Below are 15,366 nucleotides of genomic sequence, written 5' to 3'. Positions count from 1 at the left end.
GCCCTCGCCGCCCTTGCCGCCGCGCCCGCCACAGCAGGGGTTATCCCCTCGGTTTGCCCCTTCTCCCCTCCTGTGAAGGGGGGAGAAGGGGCAACGCCAGGGGATATCCCTCGGCGTTGCGCTGGCCGGGGAGACGCGGGGTGGACCGACTCGGGAGAGGGGGCGGGCCCGGCTCAGCTCGGCTGCGGGGGTGGGACCGGCCCGGGAGACGGGGGTCGGACCCGGCTCAGCCCGGGAGACGGGGGTCGGACCCGGCTCAGCGCGGAAGGGGGGCGGGCTCGGCTCAGCCCGGGAGACGGGGTCGGGCCCGGCTCAGCCCGGGAGAGGGGGTGTCAGTCGTCGTCGGTGTCGAAGTCGGGGTCGATCTGCTCCGGGGAGAGGGCGAGGACGTCAGCCAACTCGAGGACGAGGGCGCTGCGGACCAGCCAGGACAGGCCGGAGCCGGAGCGTTCGGCGCGGAGTTCGATCGGGCGGCGGAAGACGACGATCCGGTACGGCTCGTGGGACGTGCCGCCGGTGGCGTGGGTGAGCGGGATCTCGGTGGCGTCGAGCTCGAGGTTCGGCACGTCCTCGATCGCGAACTCGACCCGCGCGACCACCTGCGGCAGCCGCTTCTCCAGCCGGGTCACCTCGATCGCGACCACCTCGTCGAACTGGGCCGAGCCCGAGCGCTGCAACGGCAGACCGCGCGGCGCGAACTTGCTCGGCCGGCTGATCGGGCCGAGCATGCCGCGGCCGTGGCGGTCGATGTGCCTGCGATGACGGCGAGCCTCGGTCACGCGCTCAGCCTAGTGGGCGTAATGTCTGGTCGTGAGCATCGCCAGGATCTGTTCGCGCGCCGGATGTCAGAAACCGGCTGTGTCGACGCTCACCTACGTCTACGCCGACTCGACCTGTGTCATCGGTCCACTGGCGACGTACGCCGAGCCGCACTGTTACGACCTGTGCGCCGACCACGCCGACCGACTGACCGCTCCGAACGGCTGGGAAGTCATCCGGCTCGCTCCGGACCCCGCAGCCGCCGGTCCGTCCTCGGACGACCTCGAAGCCCTGGCGAACGCAGTCCGCGAAGCAGCGCGCCCCTTGCCGCGTCGTGAGCCCGGTGCGGGTACTCCGGGAGCACCTGTCGAGATAGCCCGCCGCCGCCACCTGCGGATGCTCCAGGACCCCGGCGCCAACACCTCCGAAGGCTGAGCTACCGCAGCGCGGCGCTCACGTCCGGCTGGGCACCCAGCTGCGCACGGAACACCAGCGACGTCGTCAACGGCCACGCAGCCACCTGCGCCACATCGTCCTTGGCAGGCTTCGCCGCCGGCATCAGCGTGACGCCGGCAACAACGGTCCCGCGCGTCTGCTGCACCATCAGGTACGTCGGTCGCGGCTGCGCCGGGAACGAGACCTGCGACGTCGCACCACCGACGACGTCGAGCGCGCGGGTGATCATCGCCCGCCCGGCCGCGTCGCGCAGCTCGAACTTCACGCTCCCGGTCTTCCCCGGCGCGGTCACCTGCAGCACGGCCGGCTGCTTGTGCGCCGGCAGGACCAGGTACGCCGGACCGGTCAGCGCATCCGCCGACCCGATCGACGCGAACTCGGTCCGGGCCGCATCCGTCATCCGCATCGACGCGGTGACCGGCTGATCCGAGGTCACGGTGATCGCACTGGGGTCACCGTGCAGCACCGGGTCGAGCATGATCGTCTTCACCGAGCCGGCCGCAACCTGCACGGTCTCGAGACCAGCTGGCTTGAACGACCCGTTCGGACCGTTGATGCTGAGGCTGGCGGTCGCCTGCAGATCCGTCGGGTTCGCGATCGACAGGATCCGCAGTCCGCCACCCGGCGCGACCGCGGGCACGAAGACCTTGGTCGCAGGCGCGGCCGACGTGTTCAGCCAGTCCACTCCGGCAGGCACGCTGTCTCCGGTCAAGGCATTGGAGCGTACGGCGGCCGACACGCGACCACCGGTCGACTCCACGTGCATGGCGATGTCCCGAAGGTTCGGGGCGATCTGCTTGAGGAACAACGGGAACGTGCCGCGGGCAGGTACGACGATGCCGCGCGCGGCGGGCAGGTCCTGCTGACCGGTCCGCGCGTACACGCTGACGTTCACCTCGGCGTTGATGCTGTCCAGGTTCGTGAGAATCAGTACGTCGCGCCGGTCACTCGCACCGGACGCGCCGACGAACCAGAAGTCCGATCCGGGCTGCTGGCACGGCACGCTCGCCATACCGGAGTTCACGCCGTCCTCGGAGGTCGTCGTGCTCGTGCCGACTGTGCCGGCCGCGAGCGGACCGGTGCCTTGGATGGACAGCGGCTCCGGCTTGACGACCACAGCACTCGAACCGATGAAACCGCGCCTCAGGATCGAACCAACTGGGTTGGACGTGGCCGCCAGCGGAGCGATCGTCAGCGGTTGGGCCGTGCCCGCTGCCGTCGGCGTACCTTCGGGCAGCGTCGGCGACACACCGTTCACCACGCTGGCCATCTTGCCGCCGGCTGCGAGCACCGGGCACGACAGCGCCGTACGGTTCACCACTGTGCGGGCCGGCTCGGTCGCAGCGGCCGCAGGGCTCGTGTCGGGCTTCTTGGGATGCGTAACCACGCCGAGCCCGGCCAGCACGGCCATGGCAGCGATGACGGCCCCGAGCCGGAGACGCGGGTCGGACAGCAACCGGCTCACCGCGGGTCCCTCCTCGCGTGGGTGCCATGCGGTACGGCGACCGTCCGGCGAACTGTCGGCAGGCAGAACACCAGCGCGATGATCCAGCCGATCAGGCCGAGGATGCGCCACACGGTGTGCGTCTGGTCGTTCAACGGTGTCTTGCCCTCGATCTTCGACCGGTCCACCAGCCACGACGCATCGCCGTCGTTCGCGCTGGCCCTGGTCAGGCCGGGCAACGAGTCGAGCGTGGACGCCAGCGTCGGGTCCACCGGACCGGGCAGGTACACGTAGTCGATCGCAAGAGCGGCCAACTGCCGGCCTTCCTCACCGCTACCGCCGCCGCCCAGGGTCGCGAGCACATCAGTGATCGGCTTGCTCTGCGCCGGGGTCGGCGCCGCCTCCAGCGCACCCATCCGCGGCCCGCCGTCCTTGACCAGCGCGAACCGCATCTGGCCGGCCGGCGCCTTCCGCACGACCAGGATCGACTGGTTCTCCGGCGGATCCTGCGAAGACACCAGGTACGCCGGGAGGTCCTGAGCGGGCCCGCTCCACAGCGGACCGTCGGTCCCACGCACCAGCCAGAAGCCCGCCGTCACAACGGTCGTCAGCAACACGATGCCGAGCACGCCCTGCACGATGATCTCGGTGGACTTGCCGACCGAGTCCCACGCGACCGTGACGGCAATGATCCAGCCCGCAGTCATCAGGAACATCAACGGCCCGCTGCCCCCACCAAGGCGGCTGGCAACCAGCGTGCCCGCCAGACCAGCCAGTGCGGCGAACCAGCCGAGCAGTTCGTACCGCTGGCGAGACTCGCGCAGCAGACTGACTAACGCAACCAGAATCAGCGGCACTGCGAACCACCACGGCGCCGGCGCGCCAACCGGCGTACCGGTCAGCAGATGCTGCAGACTGTCGCCCGGACCGACCGCAGCGGTCGGCGGACCACCCGCCTCCTGCCCCAGCTTGGACGGGTGCTGCACCAGGTCGATCGTCCACGGCAGAACGAGCAGCAGCCCCAGTACGACGGAGAACACCAGCTGCCGGCCCTGCCGACGCCAGCCGAGCCCGAACACCGCGCCCAGCACGAGAATGACCGCAATCAGCAGACCAAGCGCCGGCGTGAACGCGAACAGCACGGCCAGACAGATCCCGGCGAACCACGCGGCCCGCCAGCTGCCCTGAACGTACACGCGCCGACGCCGAGCAACAGTGTGTACGGCGGCACCGAGCAGCGGCAGCACTATCGCTGCAACGCATGTCCCGAGTCGCCCCTGCGAAATAGCGCCGTTCGTGAACACCGCCAGCCCGTACGCCGATGCGCCCCACGCACGCGCGACGCGGTCGACGACGAACGAACGCAGCATCACCCACGCAGCCAGACCGGCCAGCGGAACAGCGCCCAGCAGAAGGATGTTCGTCGCACCGTCCGGACCGAACATGACTGTCGAGAAGGCGGACAGCTGTGCCAGCCAGGCCGGCGGAGTCACTCCGGGTGGAGCGGACGCCGCCGCGTGCCAGAGAGCTGCAAGGTTCTCGTGGGCCGGAAGGAGCAAGTTGGACCGGAGGAATCCGCCGCCGATCAGATCGCGTGCTGCGATCAGCGCACCAATCGCCAGCACCACCCATGCGCCGAGGAACGGCCGGCGGATCAGCTGACGGCGCCACCGCGGCTGGTCGCCCGCCACGCGGGCCGTGGACTTGGCTCGCCGGGCTGTGGTGACGACCTGCTCTTCCGGCTCGTCCGCCCAGGCTTCACGGATCCGCTCGGAGATCGTGCTGGTCGTCTCCTCCAGGTTGTGCCGCAGTGCGTGCACCGACCGGGAGAACAGGCCCTTGATGTGGTCGTACGGGACCTGGTCGAGATTTCGTCTGTTCTTGCGGGCCTGCGTCCAGCCACCGGCCAGTAGCGTGCCCAGCAACGCGGTCCACTCGTCGACAGCGCCTGATGGCGTCTTGCCGATCAGGAACCAGATCGAGCGAAGCAACGCGCCGAACAGGAACCGCAGGATCAACAGCGGCAGCAGCTTGCCCGGCGCGTTCGCGAGAACCGTGTAGTAGGCATGCGCACGGTCCAGCTGGTACGCGTGCCGCCTGGTGCCGGCCAGCGCTCGCTCGCCGGTCGCGGCGGCCTGTGCGTGGTAGATGACCGCGTCGGGCGCGACGCCGACCTGGTACCCCGCGCGGCTGGCGCGCCAGCCGAAGTCGATGTCGTCGCGGAACATCGGCAGCCGCGGGTCGAACCCGTGCAGCGCCTCCCAGACGTCGCGACGGACGAGCATGCCGGCCGAGCTCACCGCCAGTACGTTCCGCGGCTGGTCGTGCTGGCCCTGGTCGAGCTCGCCGATCTCGATCCCGGTGTCGCGGCGGCCGCCGAGCGACGTGGTGACGCCGACCTCGAGCAGCTCGCGGTCGCGCGGCCACAGTCGCAGCTTCGGGCCCCAGACGCCGGTGGCCGGCGACATTGTGGCCTGAAGCAACAATTTCTCCAGGGCCTTCGGCGCCGGCGCGCAGTCGTCGTGCAGCAGCCACAGCCACTCGACCACCGGCATGTGCCCGTCATCGCCGTACGGACCGACGGCGCTCGGGATCGGCGCGAAGCCGTGTGCCTCGAGGCCGCGGGCGACCGCCATACCGAAACCGGTGCGGGCCGAGACGCTGACGACAGACTCGACACCGGGCATCGCGGCCAGCAGCTCAGCGGTCTCGTCGGTGGATCCGGTGTCGACCGCGATCAGCCGGTCCGGTCGCGGGTTCAGCGCCCACAGTGCCTCGGACAGTCGCGGCAGCCAGGCCGCGCCCTCGTGACCCACCACCACCGCGGTGACGACATGCCGGACCCGCGGGCGACCCATCGGGTCGTCGATGTGATCGGTCGGGAAGTCGACGGAGTCGAAGAATTCCCAGCCGGCCGGAGCTTCTTGTTCCATGCGGAGCTGTGACACCTCGATGCTTGCGGACGGTCACCGGGACCCGCAGGTCCCAGCGAGGACTCACCATACAGCCGCCCACCGAGAGCCAGGAAAGCCGCGGGCCCCGGGCGACGTTCGCCCGGGGCCTCGCGGAAGTCCTGATGTTGTTGTGCTTGTGGTTACCGACGCCTCAGACGGCCCTCTTCTTCAGCTTGCGGCGCTCCCGCTCCGACAGGCCGCCCCAGATCCCGAAGCGCTCGTCGTTCTGCAGCGCGTACTCGAGGCACTCGCCCCGGACGTCGCAACCGAGGCACACTTTCTTGGCCTCGCGGGTGGAACCGCCCTTCTCCGGGAAGAAAGCCTCTGGATCGGTCTGGGCGCACAGCGCCCTTTCCTGCCAGTTCGGCTCCTCCTCGATCGCCTCACCGTCGACAATCGCCATCAGCTCTGTCACGGTACGACCTCCTCGACCCTGTTCGTTCCCCTGTACATGTGGGTTTGCGGTCCACATGCCTGACCTCGTCCGTCCTGCGCTCTGCAACGGTCCCCGATACCGAGTGTCCAACGAACGACACGGTTGAAATTACATTCCTGCAATCCACGAAAGTCAAGCCGTGCTCTGCTATTGGGATCATCCGCAACATGGCCGCAAAAGAACGAGAGGCCTGCGGATACAGGCCTCTCGCGCTGTGTGCCCCGGCTCAAACCTCATCCTGCCGGGATTTTCCTGCTAGCTCGGGCAAGGGCTTGCCGCCCTAGATCCCTTCTCTGTCAGGAAGGCTGGGACCACCAGCCCTGCTGTCCCTGACCCTGCTGGTTCGGGTCGTTCTTGTCCGGCTCGCCGCGCGGGTCGACCCGGGTCTCGTCGGCGGGCTCGGTCTGCGCGGGCTCCGAGGCGCTCGGCTGCGACTCGGCGGCCGGGGTCTCGTCGGCCTGCCAGGCCTGCTCCTGCTGCCAGGCCTGCGGCTGGGCGTCGGACTGCTCGTGCGAGCCCTCCTCCGTCACCGGGTGCTCCTGCTGGCTCCACTCCTGCTGACCAGGCTGAGCCGGCTGGGCCTGTCCGTACTCCTGACCGGCCCACTGCTGCTGGCCGGCCTCTGCGCCGCCCCACTGCTGCTCCTGCGGCCACTGCTGGCCCTGCTGGGCTGCGTCCTGTCCCCACTGCTGCTGACCTTCGGAGCTCCACGCCTGCGTCGGCTCGGCGCCCTGGCCCTCGGCGGTCCAGGCCTGATCCGCCTGCGGCTGACCCGCAGAGTGCTGAGCGGAGTGCTGCGCCTCGGCCTCACCGGCCGACCAGGCCTGCTGCTCGCCCTGGCCCCAGCTCTGCTCCTGCGGCCACTGCTGCTGCTCGCCCTGGCCCGCGGCGTACCCGCCGGCGGCACCGGCCGCCGCGTATCCGCCGTACTGGCCCTGACCCTGGTCGTACTGGCCGCCGTACTGCTGGCCCTGCTGGCCCTGGGGCGCGTAGCCCTGCTGTCCCTGCTGCGGGTAGCCCTGCTGACCGTACGGAGCGGTCTGGCCGTACTGCTGGCCCTGCTGCTGGAACTGGCCCGGCTTCGGCGCACGCACCGGCGCAGGCAGCGACTGGAAGGTCTTCAGGATGTAGAGACCGGCAGCGCCGTACAGCGCGAGGCCGCCGAGCGCGTAGATGAAGCCGACGATCTTCATGCCGGCGGTGCTGGTCTCGTTGAAACCGGCGAACGCGGTGATCAGGCCGATCAGTCCGGTGACGCCGATGATGACGAGCGCCGCCAGGGCGACGGTGCGCGCGTTCGGGGTCCGCTCATCTTCGTTGACCAGCCACACGGCACCGACCAGGACGAGGAGAATCACCAGCCCGGAGATCGAGGGTGGGGTGACTACGCCTTGCACTGTGCCTGCGGCGGCCGTGAAGCCGGCTCCGCCGACGAACAGCCGGATCAGCGAGGCCAGCGCGAGCAGGCCGGCGAATGCGAGCAGGATGTACGCGACCGGCTCTCTGAGCTTCTTGGTTGCGTCGGTGACCACGAGGGCTCCTCGGATGTTGGGGGGCCGTACAACTGAGCTGTGCGGATGGTTCGGACCCACCGCAGCATAGTCCCGCGGTGGTTCGACCGATTGACGACTCGTGCAGACTCTTCCCATGCGATTGACAGTGCTGGCCGGTGGCATCGGCGGTTCCACCTTCCTGCGCGGGCTGCTCCAGGCCCGGCCGGACGCCGAGATCACCGTCGTGGGGAACACCGCCGACGACATCACCCTGTTCGGGCTGCGGGTCTGCCCCGACCTCGACACCGTGATGTACACGCTCGGCGGCGGCATCTCGGAGGAACGCAAGTGGGGCCGCGAGGACGAGACCTGGGTGATCAAGGAGGAGCTCGCGGCGTACGGCGTGGAGCCCACCTGGTTCGGGCTGGGCGACCGCGACGTTGCGACGCACCTGGTGCGGACGCAGATGCTGGACGCCGGCTACACCCTCAGTGCGGTCACCGAGGCGCTCAGCACCCGCTGGAAGCTCCCGGTACGGCTACTGCCGATGAGTGACGACCGGGTCGAGACGCACGTCGTGGTGGAGGACCCGGACCAGCCGGGGCGGCGCAAGGCGATCCACTTCCAGGAGTACTGGGTGCGCTGGCACGCCGAGATCACGGCACACCAGATCGTCGCCGTCGGCCAGGACAAGGCCAAGCCGGCTCCCGGCGTACTCGAAGCGATCGCGGACTGCGACGTACTGATCATCCCGCCGTCCAACCCGGTGGTCTCGGTCGGCACGATCCTCGGCGTCCCCGGCGTGCGGGATGCGGTCCGGGAGACCAAGGCTCCGGTCATCGGGCTGTCGCCGATCATCGGCAGCAGTCCGGTCCGCGGAATGGCCGACAAGGTGCTCGCCACCGTCGGTGTAGCGTCCACAGCGTCGGCAGTCGCGCGGTACTACGGTTCGCGCGCGACCGGCGGCGTACTCGACGGGTGGCTGATCGACACGTCGGACGCGATGCAGGCGGACTCGATCGCCGGCGCCGGAATTCACGTCCAGGCCGTCCCGTTGTGGATGACGGACGAGACCACGACCGCCGCGATGGCTGACGCGGCGCTGAACCTCGCGGAGGCCGTGCGGCAATGAGGAAGCACCTGGAGATCTTCCCGGTGACCGGTCTGCCGGAGGTGGCGGCCGGGGCGGACCTGGCCGCACTGATCGCGGACGGGACCGACCTGCGCGACGGAGACGTCGTCGCGGTCACGTCGAAGATCGTCAGCAAGGCGGAGGGCCGGCTCACGTACGGCACTCGCCAGGAGGCTGTCGACGCTGAGCTCGTGCGGGTCGTCGCGCAACGCGGTGAGACCCGGATCGTGCAGACGCGGCACGGCCTGGTGATGGCTGCTGCTGGCACCGACACGTCGAACACTGCACCTGGCACGGTCCTGCTGCTTCCGGTCGACCCTGACGAGTCGGCGCGGGTACTGCGGACGGCGCTGAAGGAGCGGTACGACGTCAACGTCGGCATCGTGGTGACTGACACGCTCGGCCGCCCGTGGCGCAACGGTCAGACCGATCTGGCCATCGGTGCGGCCGGAGTGCGGGTCATCGAGGACCTGCGCGGTACGACGGACAGCCACGGGAACGTCCTTGCTGTCACGGAGCCCGCTCTGGCCGACGAGATCGCCAGTGCGGGTGAGCTGGTGAAGGGCAAGGCGGACGGCGTGCCCGTCGCCGTACTGCGTGGGCTGCAGGACGCCGTACTGCCCGTCGGCGAGCACGGGCCGGGTGCGCGGGCACTGGTGCGGGACGCTGAGTTCGACATGTTCAGCCTGGGGACGCGGGAGGCTGCACGGGCTGCGGTGTTGTCGCGGAAGGAGCCGTCCGGTCCGCGAGAGGTGGATCCGGCGGTGTGGGTCGGCTTGCTGCGCGACGTGGACGACGTACGGCTCGAGTTGGGTGACAACGCTGTCACGGTCTTCGGCGTGGAGCCGGTGACCGTTGGCGTGATCGCCGAGAAGCTCGCCGTACTGCTGCACGCGGAGGGGTACGGCGTGACCGTGCGGCCGGGACCGGGCGCTGAGGCGACGGTCACGTTCGGCTCACGGTCACGGTAGATTTCTAGGCAACTTCTTAGGGTCGCCTCGTACACTGCCTTCGCATGGCGGCGCGGTGGCCGCCCTTAGCCGGGAAGACCAACACTGTGGGTAAAGCCTCGTCGCAGAAGCAGTCGCGCCGCGAGATGATCGAGAAGATGCAGCGCGAGCAGTCCCGGTCGGACCGCCGCCGCACCATCCTCATCGTGGTGTGCGCCATCGTGGCCGGCCTGGCGATCATCGCCTACCCGGCGATCAAGCTGGTCCAGGACTCGAAGACCAAGAACCAGGCGCTCACCGATTTCGGCGTCGCCGCGTCGGCCGCCTCCTGCGAGGCGATCACCAACGACGAGGCCGGCGGCACCCAGGACCACCGCCCCGACGGCGAGAAGATCCTGTACTCCGTCTCGCCGCCGTCGTCCGGCCCGCATTATGCGGTCTGGGCGCCGTTCGACAAGAAGTTCTACACGCCGAGCGACCGTCCGCCGGTGGAGAACCTGGTCCACAACCTGGAGCACGGCTACACGATCCTCTGGTACCGCGACACGCTGCCGAAGGACCAGATCGACCAGATCGAGAAGATCTCCAAGTCCAAGCTCCCGGACAGCTCGGTCGGCAAGTTCATCGCCGCGCCGTTCAAGGAGTCCGAAGGCAAGCCCTGGCCCGACGGCAAGAACCTCGCCTTCGCCCACTGGAGCAGCCCGGACGCCTCCCAGAAGTCCTTCGGCCACCGCCAGTTCTGCGGCTCGGTCAGCGGCGACGCCCTCAAACAGTTCATGGAAAAGTACCCGGCCGCAGACGCCCAGGAGCCCAACGCCGGCTGAGGTTGCAGCAACTGGAAACGCCCCCGGGGAGTTGTTCTCCCGGGGGCGTCTTCGTGTGGAACTAGATGTAGTTCGCGTGGTCGGACTGGACCCGGGCTACCAGGTCCTTCACGCGCTCGCCGTCGGACAATGGGCAGACCATCGTTACGTCTTGGGTGTGGACGATGATGTGGCGGTGGAGGCCGACTGCGGCGACCAGGTGGTTCGGGTCGTCGGTGACGATGATGTTGTCGTGGGAGTCGAGTAGGCAGCTCAGGGTGATGCTGTCGGTGCGGTTGCCGTTGGGGTCGGCGTCGTACGTGTCGGCCAGCGCGGCCCACGAACCCACGTCGAGCCAGTGCACGGGCATCGGTACGACGACCACGTCCGCGTCGACCTTGCCCTGGGATGCCGGTTCCATCACCGCGTAGTCGACGGAGATCTTCTGCAGGTTCGGGTAGATCTCCTCGAGGGTCGCGTCGCGCTCAGGCGTGTCCCAGACCGCGGCGACTTCACGCAACCGAGCGGCCGACTCGGGCAGCAGCGAGTCGAGCACCGAAAGCACCGTCGACGCCTGCCAGACGAACATCCCGGAGTTCCACCAGAAGCGGCCCGTCGCCAGGTACTCCTCGGCCGTCGCCCGGTCCGGCTTCTCCCGGAACCGATCGACCACGAACGCGCGCGTCCCCTCGATCGCTTCGCCCCGCTCGATGTACCCGAGCCCGGTGTGCGGATGCGTCGGCTCGATCCCGAACGTGACCAGCGACCGCCCGCGAGCCTCCACGACCTCGAACCCGTGCTCGATCGCCGAGCGGAACTCGTCCTCCGGACTGATCAGGTGATCCGACCCGACAAAGGCAACCACGGCATCGGGATCGTTCCGCGCCACGACAGCAGACGCGAGCCCGACAGCGTTCGCGGTGTCCCGCCGAGCCGGCTCGCCGATGATGTTGTGCTCGCCGAGCTCCGGCAGTTCCTTGCGTACGACGTCCGTGTACGCACCGACCGTGCACACGTAGATGTTCTCCGGCTCGACCAGTCCGCGGAGCCGGTTGAACGCCACCCGGAGCAGCGATTGTCCCGCCGCCAGCGGCAGCACCTGCTTCGGCCTGTCGTCTCTGGACATCGGCCACAACCGCGTCCCCGAACCACCCGCCAGGATCACCACGTTTCGCATGAGGAAAGACCCTACCGGTCGTCACCAGGTGCTAGCGGAATCCGTAGGTGCTTGAGGTCGGGAGGAATCGGCGAATCGGCTGGTTGCCAGAACAGCTCGGGTTCGCCGTCGAGTGCCGTGGCGGGTGCGTCGGTGAGGTTGAAGCGGTCGCGCAGCCGCCCGTAGAAGTCCGCCGGCCGCAGCCGCACGAGCCGCAAGCGTTGCGGTGACCCGTACACCCCGATCCAGTCCCCCGGATCGAGTACGCCGCGCAGCTGGCCGTCGATGCTCACCGCCGCCTGCCCCGAATGCGGCAGTACGCGCAACGCGATCGGCTCGTCCGGCGCCGCGATCACCGTTCGGTTGAAGGTCATGTGCGGTGCGACCGGAGTGAACACGATCGCCTCGGTGTTCGGCGACAAGATCGGCCCGCCGGCCGCAAAGCTGTACGCCGTCGACCCTGTCGGTGTCGCCACGATGACCGCGTCAGCGGAGTACGACGCCAGCAGCCTGCCGGACAGATACACGCCGAGCGCGACCTGGTGATCGCGCGCCAGCTTCTCCACCACCACGTCGTTCAGCGCGGTGACGTCGAGCGCCATCCCCCACCCGTCGCCCTCGGCCATCTCGTGCCGTACCGGCGGTGGCGGCAACGCCGGACCGTGCCCGTACCGCAGCAAGGACTCAATACCCTGAGGAATCTCCAACGGCCGCGACGCACGCATCGTCAGCGTCATGCGTTCCTCGTACGTCGCGCCACCGTGATGCACCGCTTCCAGCGCGGCCTCGACGTCGCGGCACGCCACCTCGGTCAGGAACCCGACCTTGCCGAGGTCGACCCCGAGTACGGCGGCGTTGTTCTTCGCCGCGATCCGAGCCCCGCGCAGGAACGTGCCGTCGCCGCCGAGCGTGACGACGAGATCCGGATCGCCGGCGTGGTGCAGCTCGTCGGTCCCGCTCCGCCGTTCCTGGTGGTCCTTCCAGACGTCGATGTCGGTGCAGCCGATGCCGTGGTCGGTCGCCCATTTCCGCACCGTCCCGGCGGTCTCCACCGCCACCGGCCGCCCTTGGTGAACCACAAGCCCAATCCGGCTGATCGCCACGCCACCCCTCCTCCACACGGTTTCCCGCCCCCACCGTATCCGCGCCACACACCCCCTCCCCCCACCTCACCAACGACTTTGTGCACCAACCACCCATACTGAAACGCTTCAAGATGAGTATTCGGTGCACAAAGTGCGCCCAACGAGGCGGCGGAGCGCTGGGGGCGCTAGGGCGTGGGGCGCTGGGGGCGCGGGGCCGCTAGGGCGTGGGGCGCTGGGGGCGCGGGGCCGCTAGGGCGTGGGGCGTGGGGCGTGGGCGTGGGGCGGCGGGGCGCTAGGGGCGTGGGGGTTTGGGGGTGGCGGCGGTGATGATGGGGTCGGTTTCGTCGTCGAACTCGCCGATGACCTCTTCGAGGAGGTCCTCGAGGGCCACGACGCCGATCGCCTGGTCGCCGCCGCAGACGACGGCGAGCTGGGAGCGTTCGTCGCGCATCGTGCGGATTGCCTTCGCGACCGGCGTACGGTCGCCGAGTTCGAGCGCGGCCATCATCAGGTCGGATGCGCGCGCGTTCGTGTCGCCGGCCGTGGTTGCGCGGGCCGCGTCGCGGACGTGCACGATGCCGCAGATCGTCGTACCGGAGCTGACGACCGCGAGCCGCGAGTGCCCCTCGCGCCGGCTGGTCAGCTCCACCTCGCGGGCTGATGCGGTCGAGGGAACCGTCGACAGCTCGGCGATCGGCGTCATCACCTGACCGACCGTGGTGTTCTGCAGCGCGAGCATCGCAGTCAGCAGTTCGTGCTCGGGTTGTTCGAGCGTGCCGTGTTCGCGCGAGGACTCGATCAGCAGCCGGAGCTCGTCCGGGCCGTGGGCGTTGGCTATCTCGTTCTGCGGCGTGACCTTCACCAGCCGCAGGCACAGGTTGGCGAGCCAGTTGAGCACGATCAGCAGCGGCCGGAAGACCCAAGTGAACGCGCGGAACGGCATCGCCAGCACCAACGCCGACCGCTCCGGATCGCTGATCGCCCACGACTTCGGCGCCATCTCGCCGAGCAGGACGTGCAGCAGACCGATCCCGCCGACCGCGATGATCAGCGCGATCACATGACCGACGCCCTCGGGGACGTGCGCCAGCTCGAACAGCGGGTGCAGCAGGTGCGCGACCGCCGGCTCGCTCAACGACCCGAGACCCAAGGTGCACAACGTGATCCCGAGCTGCGCGCCGGCGAGCATCAGCGACAACTCGCTGACCCCGGCGAGCGCGGCCCGGGCGGCCAGGCTGCCGGACGCGGCCGCTTCCTCGAGCCGGTGGCGCTTCGACGCGACCAGCGAGAACTCGGCGGCGACGAAGAACCCGTTCAACGCCAGCAGTACGGCGGAGATGATGAGCGCCCACGTCGTACTCATGCTGTCCGCTCCATCACCACGATGCCGGGCACCCGGCGTTCGATGGTCTGCACAGTCAGCCGCACGTACTCGGCGGGGATCGGCCGGCCGTCGTGGTCGATCCGCGGCGGCAGCTCCACCGCAATCTCGTCGCCGACCAGCGGAAGGCGACCGAGCCGCGCCAGCACCAGGCCGGACACCGTCTCGTAGTCATCGCCTTCAGGCAGTTGTACGCCGGTTACCTCCTCGACCTGATCGAGCCGCCAGCGAGCCGGTACCACCCACGACCCGTCGCCGCCCTGCACCAGACCGGTCTCCGGCAGATCGTCCTCGTCGCGGATCTCGCCGACGAGCTCTTCCGCGATGTCCTCGAGCGACACGATCCCCGCGAACCCGCCGTACTCGTCGACCACGATCGCGAGCTGGCGGCGCGCGACCCTCAGCCGCTCGAGTACGCCGGGCAGCGGCAACGTCGCCGGTACGACGACTGCGGGCGACGCCAACGAACCGACCGCGATCGCCGCCCGGTCGGCCGGTTCCAGCTCGACCACGTCGCCGATCGCGACCACGCCGACCAGCTCGTCGACCGAGTCGCCGATCACCGGGAATCTGCTGTGTCCGGTGTCCTGCAGCTCGACCACGCGGGTCAGCCGCTCGTCGCGATGCATCGTCACGACATCAACGCGCGGGACCATCGCCTCGCCCGCCGTACGGCCGCGGAAGTCGAGCCCGCGATCGAGCAGCCGCATCGTGTCCTGGTCCAGCAGGCCCTGCTCGTACGACGTCTCGATGATCCGGTCGAGCTCCTTCGGGGTCGCGCCCTGCGGCAGCTCCTCGACCGGCTCGATCCCGACCCGGCGGAGGATCCGGTTCGACGCCGAGTCGAACAGGTGGATCACCGGGCCGGCGAGCCGCAGGTACCACAAGGTCGACCGGGACAGCCGCAGCGCGATCGTCTCGGCCTTCGCGATCGCGAGGTTCTTCGGCGCCAGCTCGCCGAGCACCATCTGGATGATCGTTGCCAACAGCAACGCCAAGATCACCGAGATCGACCTGCTCACGGCCTCCGGTACGCCGGACGAGCCGAGCAGGTCCTCCAGGCCCGCACCGAGATACGGCTCCGCGAAGTACCCGGCCAGCAGCGCGGTGATCGTGATGCCGACCTGCGCGCCCGAGAGGACGAACGACAGCCGCGAGGTGACCTTCAGTGCGCGCGCGGCCGACGCGTCACCGTTCTCGGCCAGCGTGCGCAGGCGGCTCCGGTCGACGGCGACGTACGCGAATTCCTGGGAGACGAAGTAGCCGGTGGCAACGGTCAGCACCAGGATCAGCCCCAGGCCGGCCAGGATCAGCATG

Annotated in this window: 13 protein-coding genes; 4 read left to right on the top strand and 9 right to left on the bottom strand. The window is 69.3% G+C overall.

Annotation, left to right across the window (positions count from 1 at the left end; all coding sequences use genetic code 11):
• Positions 1-332: 332 nt before the first annotated feature.
• Positions 333-779 (bottom strand): metallopeptidase family protein, encoded by a 447-nt coding sequence (locus tag EV645_RS15930; protein ID WP_242000442.1) that lies wholly within the window; start codon positions 777-779, stop codon positions 333-335.
• A gap of 31 nt (positions 780-810) precedes the next feature.
• Here EV645_RS15930 and EV645_RS15925 point away from each other — a divergent pair, with 31 nt between their 5' ends.
• Entirely contained in the window at positions 811-1,194 is a 384-nt protein-coding gene (locus tag EV645_RS15925; protein WP_130444453.1) for a DUF3499 domain-containing protein, read from the top strand.
• Position 1,195: 1 nt separating this feature from the next.
• Here the strand turns inward: EV645_RS15925 and EV645_RS15920 are convergent, their stop codons facing one another.
• The 4 genes from EV645_RS15920 to EV645_RS15905 form a co-directional block, all read right to left on the bottom strand.
• Complete coding sequence (locus tag EV645_RS15920) at positions 1,196-2,680, bottom strand: DUF5719 family protein (RefSeq protein ID WP_130444451.1); 1,485 nt, start codon at positions 2,678-2,680, stop codon at positions 1,196-1,198.
• Positions 2,677-5,592 carry a glycosyltransferase family 2 protein gene (locus EV645_RS15915; protein WP_130444449.1) on the bottom strand — a complete coding sequence of 972 codons (2,916 nt, stop codon included), beginning with the start codon at positions 5,590-5,592 and terminating at the stop codon, positions 2,677-2,679. Before EV645_RS15915 ends, EV645_RS15920 begins: the two co-directional genes overlap by 4 nt.
• A 172-nt stretch (positions 5,593-5,764) precedes the next feature.
• A complete protein-coding gene (locus EV645_RS15910) occupies positions 5,765-6,016 on the bottom strand; it encodes a WhiB family transcriptional regulator (RefSeq protein WP_012919241.1) in 252 nt (83 codons plus the stop codon).
• Between the two features lie 329 nt (positions 6,017-6,345).
• A complete protein-coding gene (locus EV645_RS15905; protein WP_130444445.1) occupies positions 6,346-7,581 on the bottom strand; it encodes a hypothetical protein in 1,236 nt (411 codons plus the stop codon).
• 115 nt (positions 7,582-7,696) lie between these two features.
• On the opposite strand from EV645_RS15905, the gene cofD reads away from it, so the two are divergent.
• The 3 genes from cofD to EV645_RS15890 are packed head-to-tail and all read left to right on the top strand — an operon-like array spanning position 7,697 to position 10,448.
• Positions 7,697-8,674 (top strand): 2-phospho-L-lactate transferase, encoded by a 978-nt coding sequence (cofD, locus tag EV645_RS15900; RefSeq protein WP_130444443.1) that lies wholly within the window; start codon positions 7,697-7,699, stop codon positions 8,672-8,674.
• On the top strand, positions 8,671-9,645 hold the full coding sequence (locus EV645_RS15895; protein ID WP_130444441.1) for a coenzyme F420-0:L-glutamate ligase: 975 nt from the start codon (positions 8,671-8,673) through the stop codon (positions 9,643-9,645). The genes cofD and EV645_RS15895 overlap by 4 nt, the downstream gene beginning before the upstream one ends.
• A gap of 44 nt (positions 9,646-9,689) precedes the next feature.
• Positions 9,690-10,448, top strand: a complete 759-nt coding sequence (locus EV645_RS15890) for a DUF3105 domain-containing protein (protein WP_242000441.1) — start codon at positions 9,690-9,692, stop codon at positions 10,446-10,448.
• A 61-nt stretch (positions 10,449-10,509) separates the two neighbouring features.
• Here EV645_RS15890 and EV645_RS15885 read toward each other — a convergent pair whose 3' ends face one another.
• From EV645_RS15885 to EV645_RS15870, 4 genes are all read right to left on the bottom strand, one after another.
• Complete coding sequence (locus tag EV645_RS15885; RefSeq protein WP_130444439.1) at positions 10,510-11,604, bottom strand: mannose-1-phosphate guanylyltransferase; 1,095 nt, start codon at positions 11,602-11,604, stop codon at positions 10,510-10,512.
• 11 nt (positions 11,605-11,615) lie between these two features.
• On the bottom strand, positions 11,616-12,686 hold the full coding sequence (locus EV645_RS15880) for an NAD(+)/NADH kinase (protein ID WP_130444436.1): 1,071 nt from the start codon (positions 12,684-12,686) through the stop codon (positions 11,616-11,618).
• Positions 12,687-12,960: 274 nt separating this feature from the next.
• Positions 12,961-14,031, bottom strand: a complete 1,071-nt coding sequence (locus EV645_RS15875; RefSeq protein WP_130444435.1) for a hemolysin family protein — start codon at positions 14,029-14,031, stop codon at positions 12,961-12,963.
• Entirely contained in the window at positions 14,028-15,365 is a 1,338-nt protein-coding gene (locus tag EV645_RS15870; RefSeq protein WP_130444433.1) for a hemolysin family protein, read from the bottom strand. The genes EV645_RS15875 and EV645_RS15870 overlap by 4 nt, the downstream gene beginning before the upstream one ends.
• Between the last annotated feature and the right edge of the window lies 1 nt (position 15,366).

Source organism: Kribbella rubisoli, assembly GCF_004217145.1.
GTDB lineage: Bacteria > Actinomycetota > Actinomycetes > Propionibacteriales > Kribbellaceae > Kribbella > Kribbella rubisoli.
Note: the sequence above shows the minus strand (reverse complement) of the source record. Positions and strands in the feature narration are given on the sequence as shown.